The 22,036-nt window shown below is 50.0% G+C and carries 20 protein-coding genes and 2 pseudogenes; 12 read left to right on the forward strand and 10 right to left on the reverse strand.

The window, feature by feature from the left end; genetic code table 11:
• Positions 1-1,701: 1,701 nt before the first annotated feature.
• Positions 1,702-2,112 carry an REP-associated tyrosine transposase gene (locus W01_RS08215; protein WP_242006915.1) on the reverse strand — a complete coding sequence of 137 codons (411 nt, stop codon included), beginning with the start codon at positions 2,110-2,112 and terminating at the stop codon, positions 1,702-1,704.
• 158 nt (positions 2,113-2,270) lie between these two features.
• Between W01_RS08215 and W01_RS14200 the strand changes: the two are divergent.
• Positions 2,271-2,579, forward strand: a pseudogene (locus W01_RS14200) (DDE-type integrase/transposase/recombinase); the annotation flags it as partial.
• A 70-nt stretch (positions 2,580-2,649) separates the two neighbouring features.
• Here the strand turns inward: W01_RS14200 and W01_RS08220 are convergent.
• The 6 genes and pseudogenes from W01_RS08220 to pmbA all read right to left on the reverse strand — a co-directional run bounded on the left by W01_RS08220 (position 2,650) and on the right by pmbA (position 7,164).
• Positions 2,650-2,817: a hypothetical protein gene (locus W01_RS08220; protein WP_173053715.1), complete on the reverse strand. Its 168-nt coding sequence runs from the start codon at positions 2,815-2,817 to the stop codon at positions 2,650-2,652.
• Between the two features lie 325 nt (positions 2,818-3,142).
• Positions 3,143-4,100 (reverse strand): annotated as a pseudogene (locus tag W01_RS08225) (IS1595 family transposase).
• 588 nt (positions 4,101-4,688) lie between these two features.
• Positions 4,689-5,021: an REP-associated tyrosine transposase gene (locus W01_RS14700; protein ID WP_445082527.1), complete on the reverse strand. Its 333-nt coding sequence runs from the start codon at positions 5,019-5,021 to the stop codon at positions 4,689-4,691.
• A gap of 110 nt (positions 5,022-5,131) precedes the next feature.
• Complete coding sequence (locus W01_RS08235) at positions 5,132-5,461, reverse strand: type II toxin-antitoxin system RelE/ParE family toxin (RefSeq protein ID WP_173053717.1); 330 nt, start codon at positions 5,459-5,461, stop codon at positions 5,132-5,134.
• A complete protein-coding gene (locus W01_RS08240) occupies positions 5,458-5,709 on the reverse strand; it encodes a type II toxin-antitoxin system ParD family antitoxin (RefSeq protein ID WP_173053719.1) in 252 nt (83 codons plus the stop codon). The genes W01_RS08235 and W01_RS08240 overlap by 4 nt, the downstream gene beginning before the upstream one ends.
• Positions 5,710-5,808: 99 nt before the next feature.
• A complete protein-coding gene (pmbA, locus tag W01_RS08245) occupies positions 5,809-7,164 on the reverse strand; it encodes a metalloprotease PmbA (RefSeq protein ID WP_173053721.1) in 1,356 nt (451 codons plus the stop codon).
• 61 nt (positions 7,165-7,225) lie between these two features.
• Here pmbA and yjgA point away from each other — a divergent pair, with 61 nt between their 5' ends.
• From yjgA to W01_RS08280, 7 genes are all read left to right on the forward strand, one after another.
• On the forward strand, positions 7,226-7,756 hold the full coding sequence (yjgA, locus tag W01_RS08250) for a ribosome biogenesis factor YjgA (RefSeq protein ID WP_173053723.1): 531 nt from the start codon (positions 7,226-7,228) through the stop codon (positions 7,754-7,756).
• Positions 7,757-7,791: 35 nt separating this feature from the next.
• On the forward strand, positions 7,792-8,466 hold the full coding sequence (locus tag W01_RS08255; protein ID WP_173053725.1) for an alpha/beta hydrolase: 675 nt from the start codon (positions 7,792-7,794) through the stop codon (positions 8,464-8,466).
• A gap of 73 nt (positions 8,467-8,539) precedes the next feature.
• Positions 8,540-9,238: a leucyl/phenylalanyl-tRNA--protein transferase gene (aat, locus tag W01_RS08260; protein ID WP_173053727.1), complete on the forward strand. Its 699-nt coding sequence runs from the start codon at positions 8,540-8,542 to the stop codon at positions 9,236-9,238.
• Entirely contained in the window at positions 9,222-9,956 is a 735-nt protein-coding gene (locus W01_RS08265; RefSeq protein ID WP_173053729.1) for an arginyltransferase, read from the forward strand. The genes aat and W01_RS08265 overlap by 17 nt, the downstream gene beginning before the upstream one ends.
• A gap of 1 nt (position 9,957) precedes the next feature.
• Positions 9,958-10,989, forward strand: a complete 1,032-nt coding sequence (locus W01_RS08270) for a quinone-dependent dihydroorotate dehydrogenase (protein WP_173053731.1) — start codon at positions 9,958-9,960, stop codon at positions 10,987-10,989.
• 240 nt (positions 10,990-11,229) lie between these two features.
• Complete coding sequence (locus W01_RS08275) at positions 11,230-13,533, forward strand: penicillin-binding protein 1A (protein WP_173053733.1); 2,304 nt, start codon at positions 11,230-11,232, stop codon at positions 13,531-13,533.
• Positions 13,534-13,572: 39 nt separating this feature from the next.
• Positions 13,573-14,148: a nucleotidyltransferase domain-containing protein gene (locus W01_RS08280; protein ID WP_242006916.1), complete on the forward strand. Its 576-nt coding sequence runs from the start codon at positions 13,573-13,575 to the stop codon at positions 14,146-14,148.
• Between the two features lie 162 nt (positions 14,149-14,310).
• On the opposite strand, the gene mltA is transcribed toward W01_RS08280, so the two are convergent.
• Positions 14,311-15,531 (reverse strand): murein transglycosylase A, encoded by a 1,221-nt coding sequence (gene mltA, locus W01_RS08285; protein ID WP_173053737.1) that lies wholly within the window; start codon positions 15,529-15,531, stop codon positions 14,311-14,313.
• Between the two features lie 416 nt (positions 15,532-15,947).
• Here mltA and W01_RS13930 point away from each other — a divergent pair, with 416 nt between their 5' ends.
• Positions 15,948-16,832: a hypothetical protein gene (locus tag W01_RS13930; protein ID WP_198421271.1), complete on the forward strand. Its 885-nt coding sequence runs from the start codon at positions 15,948-15,950 to the stop codon at positions 16,830-16,832.
• Positions 16,833-16,904: 72 nt separating this feature from the next.
• On the opposite strand, the gene W01_RS08295 is transcribed toward W01_RS13930, so the two are convergent.
• Both W01_RS08295 and W01_RS08300 read right to left on the reverse strand, forming a co-directional pair.
• On the reverse strand, positions 16,905-17,309 hold the full coding sequence (locus W01_RS08295; RefSeq protein WP_173053739.1) for a hypothetical protein: 405 nt from the start codon (positions 17,307-17,309) through the stop codon (positions 16,905-16,907).
• Positions 17,310-17,320: 11 nt separating this feature from the next.
• A complete protein-coding gene (locus tag W01_RS08300; RefSeq protein WP_173053741.1) occupies positions 17,321-18,265 on the reverse strand; it encodes a PEP-CTERM sorting domain-containing protein in 945 nt (314 codons plus the stop codon).
• Positions 18,266-18,927: 662 nt separating this feature from the next.
• Between W01_RS08300 and W01_RS08305 the strand changes: the two genes are divergently transcribed.
• The 3 genes from W01_RS08305 (at position 18,928) to coaE (ending at position 21,981) form a co-directional block, all read left to right on the forward strand.
• A complete protein-coding gene (locus W01_RS08305; RefSeq protein WP_173053743.1) occupies positions 18,928-20,145 on the forward strand; it encodes a type II secretion system F family protein in 1,218 nt (405 codons plus the stop codon).
• A 340-nt stretch (positions 20,146-20,485) separates the two neighbouring features.
• Entirely contained in the window at positions 20,486-21,358 is an 873-nt protein-coding gene (locus W01_RS08310; protein ID WP_173053746.1) for a prepilin peptidase, read from the forward strand.
• Positions 21,355-21,981: a dephospho-CoA kinase gene (coaE, locus tag W01_RS08315; protein WP_173053748.1), complete on the forward strand. Its 627-nt coding sequence runs from the start codon at positions 21,355-21,357 to the stop codon at positions 21,979-21,981. The genes W01_RS08310 and coaE overlap by 4 nt, the downstream gene beginning before the upstream one ends.
• The last annotated feature ends 55 nt before the right edge of the window (positions 21,982-22,036 follow it).

Below are 22,036 nucleotides of genomic sequence, written 5' to 3' on the forward strand. Positions count from 1 at the left end.
ACGCCGAACTCTTCAATCGAGAGGACGTAACCCGGCTTGCCGGGGCACGTCCTTTCATGCTATCCACTGCACTAGTCGCCCATCAAGGCCGGGTTCTCGCGGCGTCTGGCAAAAAATGAGTATTTGTATCAGCCGCCAAGCCAAGCGTGAGCGTAGCATCTGGCAGCGGCGGATTGTGGGTTAAGAAAATTGTTGATGGAGTAGTTGATGATGAGCGGTGAGATGTTGGGCTTCATTTCATTCAGCCCAACCGGGCTACACTAGCTGTTTTAGTTCCGGCAATATGGCATTCGGAGTATAAATTTTGGTAATTAACATAACTTAATCAAAAATAAGGAATTTGCTTATTTTTATAATTTTAGTATTACTTTATTATGTCTCACAAGCTGCTAGATGTGAATGCTGCAGTGTTTTGCACGCAGCTTATTGCGCACTTGGTCTAGTAGTTTTGGAGGATATGCAGTGGTGCTTTTATCCGGCGAATTAGGGTGTGCCATAATTTCTATATTAAATAAATACAAGGCACTACATGATGTAGTTTTGAATTATACACCTCGAAGGTGCATTTGATGGCATTTTTTAGGGTGTCTACTATTCGTTATGCCCCGTTTATCAACCCGCAGTGAACAAGGAGAGCCACGATGCTTCATTTCCGTATACATGCCATAGCCATCCTCGCAACCGCCACCTTTGCCGTGTCTGCATATGCAGCGCCATCATGGGTTGAGTCTTCGAGTAAGTCTTGTGCTGACTCGTGTCAGAGCAAAGACCTATTCGCGGTAAAGAGCGGTACGTATCAAAACAGCAGCAGTTTTTTCGTATGCGCCACAAGTAAGAACGGTGAAGGCTTCCGCCCAGGGTTCAATTTGGTTCCCACTTGGGCCACATCTTGCACAGTCGGGCATGGAGGGAAAGAACACCTTGAGAGCAGTTACTACTGCCTGTGTAATGACAAAAACGTTCCTCCGCCCGGCAAGTAATTGCCACACATTCGTAGCGTAGGCATGACCCGGCAGTCAACCGGACCTGTCGCGGCGAGCCGCGTCAGTCCGGTTACTTTTACGTTAGGCCGCAAGCGCCGTGATGATGTTTGCTCCTTGCAACGGTCTTCAAAACCTCGAACGCTTGGTGCTCCGGCATAAGCCGCGAGCATTTGCGCAGGCCGCTGGCAAACGCTTTCGCTCCCTTCACCGTCATCTCAGCGCAATGGCGCACTGCGGGCCGCAGTCGGAACGGTTCTCTGTCCTGCAATCGCCGCGCCTTGTCGGGGCGCAACGGTTCTTGCGTTTCCGCTCTTCGAGCAACGGCAGCTCACGGCGCTCACGCCATTCTCTTCGCAACACCACCGTAGTGTCTGTCCTTCAACCTGCCCGCCGCGCTCGCCTCTCCGGGAGGCGCCACAGTCAGCCGTTTTCTCAGTTTCAAAGGTTTTGATTGTCACTGCCGTTGGTTTGCATCTGCCTTGCTTCGTCATGCATGCTGCATTGGCAGCTTTTGGGCTTTGCGGTATTCTCGCCTATCCATGCCTATGCAAACACCATCGCCTAACCCGGCGCTCAACCTCGCTCCTTTCAGTCGCTGGACGCTGCGCGATAAAGCCGCGCAGCGCCGGTTAGCTCTACGTTGGGCTTCTTGTTGAGCTTCGATTTAAGTTGTGGCTACAGATACAAGGTTGGGCTGAATAAAATGAAGCCCAACATTTCACCGTTCACCATAACCATCTACTCCATCACCCATTTTCCCACTCCAATTCGATACTGCCATCCCCCGTTCAATGTAGCCATGCAATGTTGAATGTGGCCAATCAACAGGGTGCGTGAACCAGCCATGTTTTACGGGATTGTAATGAATGTAATCGACGTGCCGCGCACGATCAATCTCATCCCGAATTTGATGTTCCCAATACCGCCGCTGCCAGATGCCTCGCTCACGCTTGGCTTGGCGGCTGGCACGAATGTGTTCGATTTTTGCCAGCCGCCGCGAGAATCCGGCCTTGATGAGCGACCAACGCAGTGGATAGTCGGCATCGCCGGGTGGCAAGCGCCATATCGCATGCATATGTTCTGGCAGCACTACCATCGCCAGAATAGCAAACGGATGTGCGTCTTTCACCTTTTCATGACTGCGCGCAAATCATCGATATGCCGCACCAATACATCGGAGCGCTGTTCAGCCAGATTAACAGTGAAGAAGCATCTGCCTCCCGCTGTATCGGCACACCGGTAACGCATGTATTTATCCTCGTGAGATGTTGAGCTGATAAGGGTTAGCTCTATCTGGCAGGCCACAAAGATTTGTGCAGTAGCGACTTGGTGGGCTATGCCATAAGCGAGCGCATGACCAGAGATTTGGTCAGCCAGTCGCTGTTTCGGGGCGTGGCGGCAAAACGCCCACCGCGCGGACTGATACATACACCACTCGGATCGAGGTAGCCAGTATTGCGCTCATGAGTACAGAAACAAGCCATCACCGAATACATCGAAGTATTTTACCGGCGGCAGCGCAAACAGGCACGTTTTAGATATCTGTCTCCTGTCGCATTTGAGCACCAATTCTATGAAAACAGGTTGGCGGCATGAACCTGTTGGAGTCCATTATTGACAACCGACCTCACTTAATAAACCTCCGGCTTTGCCGGAGGTTTATTAACTATTTCTTCAAGCCGTCAACGCAAGCTTGAGTTTTTGCCTCGTCACCAGCATGAATCTTTTGGCAGTCAGCTGGTGACTGGGGGGGACTTGGAGGAGTACTTGCAAGTACCGGCAAAGTTACAGCAGACATCAAAGCAAAAGCTAACATACTCACTAAATTTTTCATTAATTGATTTCCTTTATAACGTAAATTGAAAACTGACTTTATGTCAGTGTTCTGTTATACGCAAAATGTATGCCAATTATTAAAATTCAGCTAAAGCAGGAAGTTAATAAATCCACAAGATGGTTATTTAATAAATAACCATCTTTATGTCGCAATTTTAAGACATTTTTATTATACGTTCTTATAGTACATTGAAATTATTCATATTTATTTGTCTAAAATTAGAGACTATGTAATTTTTTAACTTTACAAATCTTTTGTAAACAATGTAATTGTTAAAATGAGCAGACTCTGCAAATTCACAACTAAACATAACTGTTCCTGATTAGTTACATGCCTCAGCTGCCCGAATGGCAGCTTCAGGGCATGGGGTTGTATTCGCCGCAGCGCGAACGAGGCGCTTGAGGATGGTGCCAAGATCGAAGCGGCGGTTAAAACGGTACTGAACCTCGGCCAGGTAACGGTCTGCGTATTGACGGAAGTCGAAAGCATGGTAGGTTCCACTGATAGCTGTTTTCAGGTTGCTCAGCACGGTATTCACGGCGCGGAATGCCGGGTGTTGTGCCACTTCCCGACCCGTGCCCCCGTTCATAATAATGGCGGAGTGCGTAGCGCCGCTGGCAGCGACACCCCGAAAACATCCCAATCCGTCGGACAGCACTTGAGCGGAAGGTGCCAGCACCTTCTGGGCCCAAGCTTCGATGGCTTTCCTGGTGAACGGAATGTGGACGAAGCAGGCTACGACCGGCTTGCCGTCCTCTGTAGTCTGCACAGCCGCAACGAAGGAGGCTTTGTTTTCGGAACCTCGACCGCGCTTACCCGGGCGCTCGCCGCCCAGGTAGGAGTCGTCAATTTCGACTCACCCTTCGAGGACGCGGGAGGATTCACGCTCAGTCATGACTTGCAGCAGCTTGAGTTTCATCAGCCAGGCGGTCTTGTAGCTCACACCCAGATGGCGCATGAGTTCCAGCGCGGCAACCTTGTTTTTCGCTTGGGTCAGCAAGTGCATCGCCAGAAACCAGAGCGTTAGCGGCAGCTTCGTCGCTTGGAAGATCGTACCGGCAGTGACCGTCGTCTGGTAGCGGCACGCTTGGCACTGCCAGTGCTGTCTGCCGTCGTGCATGAAGGTTGCTGTGACGGGTTTCTCCGCAATGCGGGCAGACAAAGCCCTCTGTCCAGCGTGGCGCCAACAGCGCCGCGTGACATTGCTCTACCCTCCCGTACTGCTTCAGAAACTCAGACATCGACAGACCCTTTTGAAACTGAACTCGGTTCATTGCCATGACGCATCTCCTTCGGTAGATGCGTCTATTATTCGCCCCTCAGTGGCTCACCACATGAGCCTGTACGTAAAAAATAGCACCCAACTGAGGCATGTAACTAATCAGGTAACTGTTTGTGGTCAATTCTTGAATCCGCACGACATTTACTGCGCCAGTTATATCTTGCAGAGTCTACGTTCGATGCGTGCCTGAAAGTGAGGACAAAGGAAAGTGGGTTCATTTACGCCTCAAATTTAATACACAGGTTTCCTCAAGTGCTGCTTAGCAATACCAATTTTCTTTTACGGTATCAAATTCGCTGAGCAGAAAGTTCGTGCTTTGCGCTCATGTACTTTTTTTCTAGTTTAGCCCGGCAGGTTGGGCTGAATGAAATGAAGCCCAACATCTCACCGCTCACCATACCGATCCAAATGTTCCATCACCTATTTGTATAGCCCAATCCGATGCTGCCATTCCCCGCTCAATGTAGCCATGCAATGTTGAATATGGCCAATCAACAAAGTACGTGACCCAGCCATGTTTTACGGGATTGAAATGAATGTAATCGACGTGCCGTGCAAGATCAATCTCATCCCGGATTTAATGTTCTCAATACCGTCGCTGCCAGATGCCGTGCTCACGCTTGGCTTGGCGGCTGGCTCGAATGTGCTCGCCTTTTGCCCGCCACCGCGAGAACCCGGCCTTGATGGGCGACCAGCGCAACGGATAGTCGGCATCGTCCGGCGGCAATCGCCATATCGCATGCAGGTGTTCGGGTAACACCACCATCGCCAGGATGGCAAACGGATGCGCGTCTTTCACCGTTTTCATGGCCGCACGCAAGTCATCGATATGCCTCACCAATAAATCGGAGCGCCGTTCAGCTAGATTGACAGTGAAGAAGTATGTACCTCCCGTTGCATCGGCACGTCGGTAACGCATGTGTTCATCCCCTTGTGATGTTGGGCTTCACAAGCTCAGCGCCAACCTACCGGGCTGTCGCCAACCATGTTGGAATCTCGTCGGGGAGAATCATTTCGCCTGGGCGAAACTCAGATGGCCTCGGGCTCCTGCATCCACGCCGGGATATCGCGTTGGCCATGCAGCACACGCCAGACATCAATGTGTTGTGGACGCTCGATATAGAATACGAGATGTGGATAGTGTGCCAGTGGCCAGAAGCGCAGGCCGGGCAGATTTAATTCGTGAGCATAGCGTGGTGATCCTGTAGCCGGCTGGCGACTAATGTGCGTATAAGCTTGCTCCAAGGCGTCGATGAAGCCGAACGCCACTTGTTCAGTGCTTTCGCTGAGGTAATAAGCAATCGCGTCATCAATGTCCCGGTTGGCCAGCTCACGCGGAACGATAGGTTTGACCGTCACCCGCAAGCGCCGTCTTTGGCCGCCTTGCGCACCCGATCACGCAGTCCTTCAAAGTAGGCCGGGTCGATCGGACCTGCAGGTGCAGATGCCGCGCCCGCAAGCAACAGGCCGCGTAGTTGCAAGCGATCCTGATCCTTGCGGATCAGCTCACGCACGTACTCACTGCTCGTGCCATAGCCGCCTTGATTGACCTGCTCATCCACGAAGGACTTGAGCGTTTCGGGTAGGGATATGTTCATTGTGCTCATGATCCAAGATTAGCCTGTTTGGCAAAATTTGGCAAGACTGGTGGTTTCCGTTGTCAACGCTAAATAATTAATATCGATAATTCACCGCCTCAAATAAGTTTACTGCCCCGCCACCATCATATTTTCAACCAAAATAGAACCACACTGCCGTGACCCCTGCACCAGCACATCATTACCCACAGCCGCAATATGCGTATACATGTCTTTCAAATTACCGGCGATGGTGATTTCTTCTACCGGATACTGGATTTCTCCGTTTTCCACCCAGAAGCCCGCCGCGCCGCGCGAATAGTCTCCGGTGATGTGATTTACACCCTGCCCGAGCAGTTCGGTAACCAGCAGGCCACGTCCCATTTTCTTCAGCAGGCCGTTAAAATCCAGTTCGCCAGGACGCAGGATAAGATTGTGATTGCCGCCTGCATTACCGGTCGTTTTCATGCCTAATTTGCGCGCGGAATAAGTGCCGAGAAAATAGCTTTGCAGTACACCATTTTCAACGATGGTGCGGCGCTGCGTTTTCACGCCCTCACCATCGAACGAGCTGCTCGCCAGGCCACGGGGAATGTCTGGTATGTCATCAATGCAGATGTTGGATGAAAATACTTGCTTGCCCAGGTAGTCGAGCAGAAAGGATGATTTTCGGTACAGGCTGCCGCCGCTCACTGCACCGACAAAATGGCCGAGCAAACTGGCGGCTATCGGTGCCTCAAACAGCACGGGCACTTGCATGGTGTCGAGCTTGCGGGCATTGAGCCGCCGAACGGCACGTTCTGCCGCGATTTGACCGATTTTTTCCGCTGCCACTAGATCGTTTGCGGCACGCGCTTCGCTATACCAGTAATCGCGCTGCATGGCGTCGTCCTTGCCAGCGATGACGGCGCAGCTGATGCCATGGCGTGAGGTGGGATAACCACCGATAAAGCCCAAACTGTTGGCATACACGAATTGGGACTCATGCACGTTTACCGTGGCGCCTTCCGAATTGTCGATCCGCTCATCCGCATCAAATGCAGCTTGCTCGCAGGTTTTGGCCAGCTCAATGGCGCCGTCCACGTCCAGCAACCAGGGATGGTACAGGTCAAAATCGGGAAATTCGGTGGCCAGCATATCCTTTTCAGGCAACCCGGCACAGTCATCGCTGGCAGTGTGGCGAGCAATGGAGAGGGCGGCGTCCACCGTGTCACGTACTGCCTGCGGCGAGAAATCGGAAGTGTTGGCATTGCCACGCCGCTGATCGATGTAAACGGTAATGCCCAGACCTTTGTCACGGTTATATTCTATGGTTTCGACCTCACCATGACGAACGGTGACGGCTTGCCCGAAACCATCCGACACTTCCGCCGCAGCGGCAGTTGCCCCTTGGCGGTTGGCATATTCAAGCATGTCCCGCGCAATCTGGTGCAGGGTATCGGCGGAATGGGAAAAACGATGTTCGGATGGTGTAATGTCATTCATAAGGTAAACGCTTTCATGGGAAAGCGTTATCATAACAATATCTATTTATAATTTCGCACCTATGCACCACTACAATGACAATACCGAAGAATTAAATTTGCCACCCAGCAAAACCAAGATTAAGAAACAGATGCATGATCTGCAGGATATCGGTGAGCAATTGGCTGAACTCAGTATCGACAAACTGAAACAAATGGATTTGCCGGAAAGCTTATTTGACGCCCTCCGCGAGATGAAGCGCATCAATAAATTTGGCGCGCAACGACGACAAATGCAATACATTGGCAAATTGATGCGCGACGTGGAAACCGCGCCCATCATCGCCAAGCTGGAAGCATGGAGCGGCAAATCACACCAGCATATTGCCTGGCTGCATCAACTGGAGCGGTGGAGAGATCGTCTTCTGGAAAACGAGGCAGCGCTGACCGAGTTGCTCGCTGATCACCCTGAAGCGGATGCACAAAGGCTGCGAGCGCTGGTTCGAAATGCATTGAAAGAAAAAGAACTGGCAAAACCGCCGAAGAGCTATCGTGAAATTTTTCAGGTACTGCGTGAAATTCTGCCGGAGCAAATTTCTCAAGCACCCGAATAAACTTATTTACTATTTCAAACACGTAACAGCAAACCATGAATAACGTTCTACCACATATCACTCTCGAAACTGGAAAATCCCCCCAACACAGCATCATCTGGTTGCATGGCTTGGGCGCTGACGGTGAGGATTTTGTTTCCGTGGGGGAAGAAATGAACCTGCCGGTAGCGGTGCGCTACCTGTTTCCGCATGCACCCAATCAACCAGTCACCATCAACGGTGGCGTCATCATGCGCGCATGGTATGACATCATGGCTTCGAATATGGTTGCCCAACAAGATGCAAAGGGTATTCGTGCTTCACAAGCCGCTATTGAAGGGCTGATTGCACAGGAAAAGCAGCGTGGCATTGCTACAGATAATATTTTTCTCGCAGGCTTCTCACAAGGCGGGGCCATTGCGCTGCATACCGGTTTGCGCCATGCATCGCGCCTGGGCGGTATTCTCGCTTTATCCACCTATCTTCCGCTAGCCGAAACATTGTCGAGTGAAGCCAGCGCAACTGCTCTCAATACCCCCATCTTCATGGCACACGGGCATAGTGACTCGATCGTACCTTATGCGCGAGGAAAGGCCTCGGCGGATGAATTAAAAAAACGAGGTTATCAGGTCGAGTGGCATGAATATGGCATGCCACATTCAGTATGCGCGGAAGAAGTGCGAGATATCCAGACTTGGCTGACACAAAAATTAAATACAAAACCTATTTAAACATTGAGTTACGAGCGCATACCAAGCAACTTGCCTGCTTACACCACTTCACGCTGCTGGCTCGTTACAGAAGATGATCACGTGGTTGAATGATGGCGCTCCGTTTCCGCCGGTAGAGCAGGCACTGCTCAAACCCAATGGCTTGCTGGCTGCGGGGGGGAGCCTGTCTGCACACCGTCTGCTGGACGCCTATCGGCAAGGTATCTTCCCTTGGTTCAACACAGGAGAACCCATACTCTGGTGGAGCCCCAATCCACGCATGGTGCTTATTCCTGAGGAGTTCAAGATTTCACGGTCGTTACGCAAAACTTTACGCGATAAGAGCTATGAAGTTCGTACCGATAGCGCTTTCGAACAAGTCATGCGTGCCTGCGCCGCCCCACGCCACGAACAGGCGGGAACATGGATACATGAAGACATGATTACCGCTTATACCGAGCTGCATCAGATGGGCGTAGCGCACTCGGTGGAGGTCTGGATGAAGGGCAATCTGGTGGGTGGGCTGTATGGCATCAGTATTGGACACATGTTCTATGGCGAGTCGATGTTCAGCCACGCCACGGATGCATCCAAAATTGCGCTCGCCCATCTCACTGCACAATTGCAGCGTTGGGGTTATGGCATGATTGACTGCCAGATGAGCACACCGCATCTTGCTTCGCTCGGCGCACGCGAAATCCCGCGCGCAGAATTTATACGTCGCTTAAAAGAATTGATACACTGTCCGAACCCTCCGCACAAATGGCAGCTCGACCATGAACTTGTTGCATGACATTCCGCTGTCGGCGCTGCAGCTATACCTTACAGCCCCCTATTCGTGCAGCTACCTGCCGGATCAACTGGCGCGCTCGCAGGTCGCCACACCCAGCTTTCTGATCACCCCGGCTGTGTATTCGGAACTGGTGCGAGGCGGCTTCCGCCGGAGCGGGTCGGTTACCTATAGACCGCGCTGCGACGCCTGCCAAGCCTGCATTCCGGTGCGTGTCGAAGTACCATCGTTCGCGCCCAACCGCACACAACGCCGCTCCAGGCAACGCCACATCGGTCTGGAGGCCTCGTTGCATGCATTGAAAGACAACGACGAATATTTCGCGTTGTATCAGCGTTATCAAATGGAACGGCATCCTGATGGCGGCATGAAAAATGACAGTCGAGACCAATACCGCAACTTTTTACTGCAAAGCCACGTTGATTCCATACTGGTGGAATTCCGCGAAAATGGGGTGCTGCGCATGGTGAGTATCATCGATATTCTCGATGATGGACTCTCTTCGGTTTATACGTTTTATGAGCCGAATATAGCGCAAGCCAGCTTTGGCACCTACAACGTCCTGTGGCAGATCGAGCTGTGCCGGAAGTTGCAACTGGACTACTTGTATCTGGGTTACTGGATAGAGAAGAGCGAGAAAATGGCGTACAAAGCCAATTTTCGTCCGCTGCAAGGGCTTATCCAAGGCAAATGGCAAGCACTCCCAACCCACAGGCCGTGATATGTACTCGCTGATTCGACCGCTGCTTTTTTCCTTTAATCCGGAAACCGCCCACCACATTACGCTTGATGCGCTGCAGTTTGCCTATCGGCTTGGCCTGCTGCCGCTGTTTGTCAAACATCCGGTAGATAACCCACATAAAGTGATAGGTCTAACTTTCCCCAACCCGGTCGGGCTGGCCGCAGGATTAGACAAGAACGGCGATCACATCGATGCGCTGGCCGCACTGGGTTTTGGTTTCATCGAGATCGGGACCATCACACCTCGCGCCCAAGGAGGTAACCCAAAACCGCGCTTGTTCCGCTTGCCTGAGGCGCAGGGTATCATCAACCGCATGGGGTTCAACAACCACGGCGTGGATGCACTCATTGAAAACGTAAAGCGCGCAAATTATCGCGGCATTCTTGGCATCAACATTGGCAAAAATTTTGACACACCGATTGAACATGCTGCCACCGATTACCTGATTGGATTACGAAGTGTGTACACCCACGCCAGCTATGTCACCATCAATATTTCTTCGCCTAATACCAAGAATTTACGCCAGTTACAAGGGGGGGATGAGCTGGATGCGTTGCTCACGCAACTTAAAGCGGAGCAGGAAAAGCTGGCAGATTTGCACGGTAAATATGTTCCGTTGGCATTAAAAATAGCCCCCGATCTTGATAACGAACAAATCCACCAGATAGCGATACTTTTGCAACGCCACCGCATTGACGGCGTGATCGCCACCAATACCACGTTGACGCGTACAGGCGTCGAACATCTTACGCAAAATACAGAGACGGGCGGACTGAGTGGCGCGCCAGTGCGTGACCGATCGACTGCCGTTATCCGTGAACTTGCTACCGCATTACAAGGCGCTCTGCCTATTATCGGCGCAGGCGGTATTCTGAGCGGAGAAGATGCAGTGGAAAAAATTCACGCTGGCGCTGCGCTAATACAAATTTACAGTGGACTGATTTATCGCGGCCCTGAATTAATCAATGAATGTGTTAATGCGATTGGGCATTTGCAACGCAGGGGGGCGTAAGGGCAGCGCAATCATTCGCATTCAGGCGCATTTACCTTTGAAATAATCGACATAGGCAAACTGGATTCCTTCGTGCAATCGATTTGTGCATTGATTCTCGCCAAGGTCACTGGCGAAGATAGCGCTAGGTCAAAACTAGAGTTATTATAGCTTCGCGAATCCTAAGTTTTGCTGTTGGGTTATTCCCCTGCCAAGAGCCGATATAATCCTAACTATGCCCTTTATACAATTCCGTACCCCATGACTTCCCGCTGGTGGTTCTATCCGGTCATTGCTGGCATCGCCCTTATCATCACACCCTTGTTGTTGCTGATGTTTGCGGCAATGCTGGTATACCCAACGCTGCCCTCGCTTGAAGCCTTGACCGACTATAAGCCTAAAATCCCGCTACGTGTATATAGCACGGAGGGGGTTCTAATCGGTGAATTCGGGGAGGAACGTCGCGCGCTGGTCAAGATTGACGAAGTACCCGACTTGATGAAAAAGGCCGTCCTCGCCGCGGAAGATGATCGGTTTTATGAGCACGGCGGGGTGGATTACATGGGCGTATTGCGCGCCACGTATAACAATTTCACCTCGGGCGGCGTCAAGCAAGGAGCCAGCACGATCACCATGCAAGTGGCCCGTAATTTTTTCCTGACTAAAGAGAAGAAATTATCGCGCAAATTTAACGAAGTGTTGCTTGCCATCAAGATCGAACACAATCTGAGTAAAGATGAAATCCTCCAGCTTTATATTAACCATATCTATCTAGGTCAACGGGCCTATGGCTTTGCTGCTGCCGCGCAAGGCTATTTCGGCAAAAGCCTGGACCAACTCGGCGTGGCAGAGTTCGCTATGCTGGCTGGTTTACCCAAGGCCCCTTCCATTTACAACCCGGTGGTCAACCCCAAGCGTGCCAAACTACGCCAAACGTATGTACTGCGCCGCATGCATGAGCTGGGTTTCATAAACATCCAGCAACAAGAGACGGCACTGCATCAACCCCTGATGGTGAAACGCAGCTATCAGGAATTTTCAGGTAAAGCTGATTATTTGGCAGAAATGGTCAGGCAAGAGGTATTCAAACGTTATCAGGATGACACCTATACGCAAGGTATCAAGGTCTATACCACTATCCGTCAGCAAGATCAGGCAATAGCCTATGAAGCGCTACGCAAAGGTGTGCTGGAATATGACCGACGCCATGGTTACCGTGGCCCGGAAGGCTATATCGATCTACAGAAAGGAAATTCCGAGGAAGAGTTGGAAGAAGCGCTACAGGATATTGCTGATAGTGATGACATGATTCCCGCCGTAGTACTTGAAGCAAATCCCAAAGGCATCCGCGCCTACAGTAAGGGCGGCGCAATTGCCAAAATTAGCGGGGAAGGACTTAAGTTTGCCCAACCCTATATGAACAACAAGACTGCGTTGAATCGGCGCTTACGTGCCGGTTCTCTAATCCACGTGCAGAAGGACGAAAAGAATATTTGGAAAATTGTCCAATTACCGCAAGTAGAAGCGGCTTTCGTTTCCGCCAGTCCGCACAATGGTGCGATCTACGCTCTGGTAGGCGGTTTCGACTTCAATCGAAACCAATTTAACCATGTCACTCAGGCTTGGCGGCAACCCGGCTCCAGTTTCAAACCATTCATTTATTCCGCCGCATTGGAAAAAGGTCTGACTCCTGCCACCGTTATTGACGACGCACCCTTGATGATTGATGCGACAGAGACAGGCAGCGAAGCCTGGGAGCCAAAAAACTACGATGGGGTATTTGATGGTCCTATCCGCATGCGGCAAGCGCTGGTCAAATCCAAAAACATGGTCTCTATTCGTATCCTGCAAACTATTACACCGCAATACGCACAAGACTACATCACCAAATTTGGCTTCGACGCAGCCAAACACCCTCCTTACCTCACTATGGCATTAGGTGCCGGTTCGGTTACGCCTATGCAAATGTTGACGGGTTACTCTGTCTTCGCCAATGGCGGTTTCCGCATCGCCCCCTATTTCATCCAGCGCATTGAGGACAGCAATGGCAAAGTGCTCCATAAAGCCGCGCCCGTTGTGGCCGGAGAAAACGCCCAGCAAGTTATAGATGTACGTAATGCCTACACCATGGTAAACATGATGCAAGGCGTGGTGCAACACGGCACTGCCTTCCGCGCCATGCAACTGGGTCGCCATGATTTAGCGGGCAAGACCGGCACGACCAACGATTCAATGGATGCCTGGTTCAGCGGCTTCCATCCCACCGTGGTAGGAATTACCTGGGTGGGTTTCGACAACCCGCGCAGTCTGGGCGAAAGAGAAACCGGAGGCGGGGCTGCATTACCCATTTGGATGGACTACATGGGGAAAATACTTAAGAAAGTGCCTGAAGTCACCTACACCATGCCGGAAAATATGGTGGCTGCGCGCATTAACAACGAGGGACTGCGGGATGAGGCGGGCGATTTAGTGGAATATTTCTACACAGAAAATTTACCGCCAGAGAAACCCGTTCCGCCACCGGAAAAGTCGCTTATCGAAACAATCATCGATCACATATTTTAATTTGACATGAGTAAAGATCGTTTACATCGGCGTGACCTGATGCGTGAACAGCTCGCACATCACGCCGCGCGTCTAATGGCCGAGGGTGGCATTACCGATTATGCGTTTGCCAAACGCAAGGCCGCCAAACAATTGGGAGCAGAAGATACTCAACACCTGCCCAGCAATGATGAAGTTGAAATGGCGTTGCGTAGCTTCCGTGCCCTGTATCAGAGTGAAAGCCATCCCCTCGTCCTGCACCAATTACGCCAGCAGGCGCTCGCCGCTATGCAATTATTGGAGCCATTTCACCCTTTCCTCACTGGCTCGGTGTTGAAGGGTACGGCAGGCGAGCAATCCGACATTAACCTTTTGGTTTACTCCGATGACGAAAAAGCGATGATGATGTTCCTGCTCAAGCATAACTTGCCCTTTGAAGGCGGTGAATGGTCCATACATCTAGCGGGCAGGCAACAAACTGTGCCCAGCTTTACGCTGAAAACTGAAACGGGTGTGCCGGTGAATATTGCGGTACTGCCTGAGAATGCAAGGCACAGTGGTAGCCGAAAGATCGGCAAGCAAGCGGATATAGCGGCGGTTAAGCGGTTGCTAAATGAAAGTGTGAATAACGAATAAATGATTTATCTAGCCTGCAATACATTTTCGAATATTTAGCTACAGGCGAACATGCTATAGACTGGTATGCAGCAGTTCACTCATATCAGGAACCTTGAGCAGACGTATTCAACAGACCTATTCATAAGTAAATGCTGTTGTTCTTCAAACTTGAATTGATCCTCAATTCAACATCGGCTCCCCGCCTTTCGGAAATAGCACCCATAACCGCCCCTGTTGTTTCATCTTGCCCGCCTGCGCTCCCGCAGATTCGCCAAAGCCCCAGAAAAAATCCGCGCGCACTGCACCCTTGATGGCCCCGCCCGTATCTTGCGCCAGCATCAGGCGATTGAGTGGCGCGCTATCATTAGGATAAGTCGTAGCGAGAAAGACAGGCGCGCCCAGCGGGATGGTGCGCGGATCTACGGCAATACTGTATTCATTGGTCAGTGGCACACCCAGCGCACCCAATGGTGCGGACAGACTATCCGGCAATTCACGTAAAAATACGTAGCTGGGATTGTGCTCCAGTAATCTGTTAATTTTATCCGGATTTTTCTCGGCCCAACCCTTAATGCCCTGCATAGAGGCTTCTTCAAGCTTAAGTTCACCCATTTCAACCAGCTTCTTGCCGATGGACATATAAGGGTGGCCATTTTGATCAGCATATCCGACTTTCACCTGCTTGCCATCCGGTAATTCAATGCGCCCAGATCCTTGTATTTGCAAGAAAAATAGCTCAATTTCATTTTCCACCCAGAACAATTCATTCCCCATGAGAACACCTGCCCCGGCTCCGGCATCAATTTCTGCACGGTTGTAGTAGGGCACAATGCGTTTGCCCTGTAAGCGGCCGCGTAAACGCAGATCTTTGAGTTGTGGATAGGCTGCGCCTAAATCGATCGTGAGCAAATCATTCGGCGCAGCATACAGCGGATATTGGAAGCGCGGCGTCCTGGAACGACTGCCCTTGAGCAAAGGCTCGTAATAACCAGTAATCATTCCCTGCTCGCTACCGTCCGGATTGAGCAGTTGGTAAGGGGTAAACCACTCTTCATAAAATGCACGTAGCGTAGCATTGTCATTAGCCCCCAATTGTTCGGCCTGAACACATACCTCCTGCCAGTGCGGCTTGTTTTTCAGCACACGACAGCTTTGCAGAAATGCAGTTTGAGAAGGTGCAAGATCGAGAGTTTGCCAATCCGGCAGCATCTCCCACTTACTCACAGTAAACAACGGAGCAGGCAACCCTGCTATGGGTGCGGGCACCACTTTGGGAGGCAGCACAACTGGTTGAGGACGTGACACAACGGGCGGTTTGGATAACGTAGAGCAAGCGGTAAGAAATACGCTGAGCACCAAAGCTACCCATTTTTTATTTATTTCAATATTATGTTTCTTCATTGATGAATACTTTTATAAATTCTGTTTGGCTACCAGACTTCCTGAAAACGCCATCACCATTTAAAAAACAGCCGATTTTTGGCAAATGGACAATTGGAAATTATTCAGAAAAATTTTATTAATTAGCGCATTGTCGTGATACTGCATGACGAATACAAATTCCATACCCAAGCCTCCAGCCATTGGGCACCTCTATCAGTTAGCATTCGGGGTACACTACACGACGATATGTTACGCATGAAAGCTTGAAGAAGCCGAAAAAATATGCAGCAATGTTAGAACCACCCCCATTTTTTCTGATTTAACATATCAAGGGTAAAGTAGTTTCCAACTTGTCAGCCAGACGATGGTTAAATAAAAATTTAGCGGTCGTCATTTTGCCGTCAGATTTCCATATGTAGAGGAGTTTATTCACGATGTATATTATTGGTCTTTTTTTTGCAAGCCTGTTCGTTCTGTCCTCAGGGGCACAGGCGAAACCCACGCATCAATGTAACACGCGTGCATCAAACCAGCTTTATGTATCCGGGCAAGGAGCAGGAGAGCTGGCGCGGTCACGCATTTTGGCAGCCGTGACACAGCCTGAATCGGATATTAACTTATACACCCGGCTAGGGGAGCCTCTTAAAGCTACGCCGTATACCTTTGTTTACCTCGAGAGCTGGATGATGGTTCTTGTTATGGACCCATTTCAGGATCTAACCGAGATGATAGACGCGATTCGCACCGACCCATTAGTTGCCTCGTTAGGTGTTTCTTACGTAGGGGATAACTTGGGCGTCTGTTTCGCCACTAGTCCACCACCCCAAACTCAGAACGTTACCGAATACCATAACACGCTTCTAAACCACTACTTTCTTTCGAGCTCCATAGAAGAAAATGCATTCATTGATTCTGGCGGTGCGGGGCCTGGTTGGGTAAAAACGGGCGAGTCATTCCTCGCCTTTGTCCCTGACGATTGTGCCCGTACCGTTAATGTATTTCGATTTTATGGACCAGGACCAAACTCGCATTTTTATACCGCAGACCCGAAGGAGTGTGGCGGCTTGCGTACCCAGGAATCTGGCTGGAATGCGGAAAGTATAGCGTTCGGTGGCATACTTCCCGAGAATGGACAATGCCCGGACCATAGTGGATTTGTCCCGCCCCTTTACGCGCCCCTTTACCGCTTGTATAACAACCGCTGGATGTTCAACGATTCTAATCATCGCTACACGATTCGGATTGACATCTACGAACAGATGATCAATAAAGGATGGGTTGGGGAAGGCGTTGCATTGTGCGTTCGCAATGGAAGGTGACCCGCAAAAAATGGAATGATGCCTAACGCATAAGGTTAGCTTGGCAGGAGCTTCACCCTATGGCGCAGCGCGTCATCTCAGCCTGTAGGCATTCTCTTGCAGGGAAAACGTAAAGAATGGCGGCTCCCCAGGCTCCGGTCGACCGGGATAGTAACGAATGACGACCCACGGACTGGGGTCGTTTTGCGGCATCCACTCAAATTGGGCTTTGGTCTGTCCTGACGGGACTTCAGCAACGAGGACGTGACGCCCTTTGCCACTCAACTCGAAGGTTCCGGCGACTATCGACAATACTCCATGCACGCCAAGCGAAGCCCGCGTGGGCGTACCTTCATAGATCACTTTGCGATCAAGAAAAACCCGGATGGCTGTATGCTCATCCGGGTTTAGGATCTGAACGGAAATGTTGGCGCATTGAGTGGGCATCATCACACCTGCCAGCATGAAAAACAGGAAAGCGCGTGCCGCCCGAATCATGCCGTGCTTGCTCAGGCGCGCAACTGTCTACGCCTGCGAACCATGCCCATCATGCCCAGTCCGGCGACCGACATCAGCAACAAGGTGTCCGGTTCTGGAACGGCTGAGGGGCTCGTGTTCACCGGTTGCAAAACGGCTGAGGGATTCGTGTTCACCTGACTGGCGTCACAGCCTTCGATAGTGCAGATCGCGAGAATATCAACGCCGGAAAGCAAGGCGCGCTCGCCAGAGTTAAAACCAGGAAGAGCAAGGGACGTGTTGTTGAAAATTTTGAAATTGGTATCGCCATCGATATGCGTCCCGGTGACAGGAATATCAAAGGGGTCCAACCCACTAACCAACGTCGGCACGGTAAGAATCTTTCTGGTTGTGTTGATCACGGAAGTATAGCGAGTATTACCAGCATTACTGGCATCAAATCCCAGTGCGTGTTCCATCTCGTGGAGGATCAAAGAAAGCAGGTCGTATCTCCCACTGGCTGACGTATCCACAGCAGCGCCAAACCGGCCCGAATTGACTGTATCCGTACCCGCCAGGATCGAAAAATCAACGAGTTTGAATTCACTATTGTCAGCAGGCGTCGGATCGATGTAGAAGGGAGTCGCACTATTACCCACACTGATGGTAGTCATGAGGGGGCGGGTGTTACTGTCAAACGAGTCGATATGCGAAATGCCGGCGATAGAAGTAGACAAAGTATCGAGCTTGAAGTTAATGGTCATATTCCAGGTATTAAGCAAAATGGCGTTTTGCCAATAGTTGATAGAGGTCTGCACGTTGGACTTGAAAATGTCGGTCACGTCGGTGCCGTTCGTATTGGACAGTACGCCGCGTTCATTTTGGTAGACGGTTCCAAGCAATGAATAATCGGCGGTGATTGTCATTGCGAAAGCCGGCGCTGCGCTGAAAAATACTGCGGTGGCCAATATAGATCTGATTCGATTTATTTTTTTCACGTGTGCACCCTTTCTTATTATTGACTGTGCCAAAAACATTCGGCACTGCTGGTTGTATGACTAGCCTTCTCCCCTTATCAGACCCCACAGGCGCCCGCATATTGCTATGAAAGCACGAGCGTATTGTCTAATGAAGCAAGATACGTGCTAGACGTTACATTTCCAGTCGGCATACATATAATTATTATAAACAAATCAATTATTTATAATATAAAAATATACCTTCATACCATTTAGATGGCTCATGGTCTACACAGAGCAGAAGCCGCACGACGACCAAATGTAAAAATTTCCGACAAGAATGTATTCAACTCTCCAACTCACTGGTTTCAATATTTAACATAAATATTCTAGAATTTTGCCGAATATCCCAGCAGCAGATGTCAGTCTAAAAATTGCAAATTACTCATTTGAGATAAATCCAGCCTCAAAGTCAGATAGCAAGGGTAATAAAAATAACCCCAGAATTACCACAAAAAATATAGAGGATCAGCCACAGATTTACCAAGCAATTAAAGCTCGACGTGAAATGACCGATAGAAGTAAACGCAGACAACCTCAATGCGCCGAAGCGGTCATTCACTGATCATTCTGCACCGAACAGCTTTAGATTCCATAACAAATTGCTTAACTTTGTCGCGAATAGTCATTAAGGAAACCCCATGGCAGCGGAAAAACTGAAAAAAAAAGAATTCCAATTTCGATGGGAGGGTAAAGATAAATTCGGCAAGCCGGTAAAAGGCGAGGTACGGGCTGTCGGCGATGCCGTTGCTGCCACTCAACTGAGACGTCTAGGCATTAATGTTACCAGTATCAAAAAAACCCACAGTGGCGGAGGAAAAAAGATCACCCAGAAAGATCTCACTCTGTTTACACGCCAGCTTGCGGTCATGATGAAATCCGGCGTACCGCTACTACAATCATTCGACATTGTAGGTAAGGGACACAACAACCCTTCCGTTTCCCGCCTGCTGAATGACATTAAAACCGATGTAGAAACCGGTAGCAGTTTGGAACAGGCATTCCGGAAATTCCCACTATATTTTGACGATCTGTTTTGCAATCTAATCGGCGCGGGCGAGCACGCCGGTATTTTGGACAGCTTGCTGGAACGTTTAGCGACCTACCAGGAAAAAACGCTGGCCATCAAGAGCAAAATCAAAGGGGCGTTAATGTATCCCGTTTCAATTATTGCAATCGCCTTTATTATCACCGCAGTGATCATGATTTTTGTGATCCCAGCGTTTAAGCAATTATTCTCCAGCTTTGGCGCCGATCTGCCCGCACCTACACTCATTATGATGAGCATCTCCGATTTTTTCGTAGCTTATTGGTGGGCGATCTTCAGTATTATCGGGGGCGGACTTTACAGTTTCTTCTACTTCTGGAAACGTAACAAAAAAATGCAGGACGTCATAGATAGAATAATGCTCAAGCTACCAATTTTTGGAAATGTAATCCGTAAAGCCTCCATAGCACGCTGGACACGTACACTGGCAACCATGTTTGCTGCCGGAGTACCACTGGTGGAGGCGCTTAATTCGGTAGCAGGTGCTGCGGGCAACGTGGTGTATTTTGATGCGACCAAGATAATCCAGCGAGAAGTCAGCCAAGGTGGCACCCTAACGGCAGCCATGCAAAATGTAGGGGTATTTCCCAGCATGGTGCTGCAAATGGTAGCAATCGGCGAAGAAGCAGGTTCACTGGATGGTATGTTAAACAAAGTCGCAGATTTTTTTGAGGCTGAGGTAGATGATGCAGTGGCGGCGTTGGCCAGCCTGATGGAACCTATCATCATGGTGGTGCTAGGCACACTAATAGGCGGTATGGTAATAGCAATGTACCTACCCATTTTCAAGATGGGACAAGCTGTTGGTTAAATCACTTTAGGATATCAATTCTGACTGATCTTCGGCACCACATCCTGAAGCGGAAAATGACAGTGATGAACTGACCTAACAAAATTCCAAGCTCAGCCGCATACGGGTAGCCGGACGCCAAAACACTTCTACTATGAGCGTAAAACAACATAAGGGCCAGTAGTAATGATGCCCCACTTGGCTTCTGGATATCCTTACAGCAACGCCCAAGGTCTTTGTCTGGTGATAGATAACATTCGATTCCTGACACGTAGCACTGAATGAATAATCTACTTCCTGCATCACTCGCCTCAATTCGTGTTACTTTGGTAAAAATTGCGTATTTGTATCTTGGATAACCATGACAGCACTCGTTGAGTTACTACAAAGCCTTCCGTTTTTTTTCATTGTTCTGTGTGGCATTACCGGTCTATTAGTGGGCAGTTTTCTAAATGTAGTCATTCACCGCTTACCCAAGATGATGGAGCATGAATGGCATGCCCAATGTGCTGAACTCACCGGCAATGAACCAGCAAATCTACCGCCTTACAACTTGATCATGCCGCATTCCGCCTGTCCGCATTGTGGCCACAAGATAAGCGCGCTGGAAAACATCCCGGTCATCAGCTATCTACTGTTACGCGGCAAATGCAAGGATTGCAACACACCTATCTCAGCACGGTATCCCATCGTGGAAATGGTGTCGGGACTTCTGAGCGCCTATGTCGCATGGCATTTCGGCTTCGGTTTAACTGCCGTGGCCGCGTTGTTGTTTATCTGGATGCTGCTGGCACTAACCTGCATTGACGTTGATACTCAACTGCTACCAGATGACATCACATTGCCCCTTCTGTGGCTCGGCCTACTGTTTAATTTGTCGACCACATTTACTGACATTAATAGTGCCGTCATCGGCGCAATCACAGGGTATCTAGCGCTATGGAGCATATATTGGCTATTTAAGCTCGCCACCGGCAAGGAAGGCATGGGTTATGGTGATTTCAAACTGCTGGCAGCAATCGGCGCATGGCTGGGCTGGCAAATGCTACCGCTGGTTATTATGCTCTCTTCAGTAGTAGGCGCGGTGGTCGGCATTACATTGATTATCGCGGCGCGTCTTGGTCGCAACGTCCCCATTCCATTTGGCCCGTATTTGGCAGGTGGCGGCGTGATTGCGTTATTCTGGGGGCAACCCCTTACGCAGGGCTACCTGCAACTATTCAGCATTCAATGATATATCGCGTAGGACTAACCGGGGGGATTGGCAGCGGCAAGAGCACTGTCGCTTCACTATTTGAAGAATGCGGTGTGTTAATCATCGATAGCGATGTCATTTCACACCAGATGACCCAATCCGGTGGCATAGCCATCGCGGCGATCCGCACAGCATTCGGAGACAACTATATTGATGCCAACGGCGCATTGAACAGAGTGCTCATGCGTCAATTGATATTTTCTGATCCTGCCGCCAAGCTGAAGCTGGAAGCTATTCTGCACCCGCTTATCCGCGCGCAAATTCTGGCGCAGGTCGACGATGCAAATATTAACAGCACCCTTGCATCTCCCTATTTGTTGCTGGTCATTCCACTATTATTTGAAACGCTTAACTACCGCGAGTTAGTGCAACGTACATTGGTAGTGGATTGCGCAGAAACCACCCAAATTGCGCGCATCATGCAGCGTAGCGGGCTGAATGAGAAAACAGTGCTTACCATAATGGCATCTCAAATCACGCGTGCCGAACGACTACGACTGGCTGATGACATCATTCAAAATGATGGCAATCTGGAAATTTTACGCCAGCAGATAACCAAACTGCATCAACACTATCTAGCGATTTCCTCAGGAATTGGTTGACGATATATAATGGTCATAATATATTGACCACTTTTTAACGAAACTCATCCTCATT

The organism is Candidatus Nitrotoga sp. AM1P (assembly GCF_013168275.1).
Taxonomy (GTDB): Bacteria; Pseudomonadota; Gammaproteobacteria; order Burkholderiales; family Gallionellaceae; genus Nitrotoga.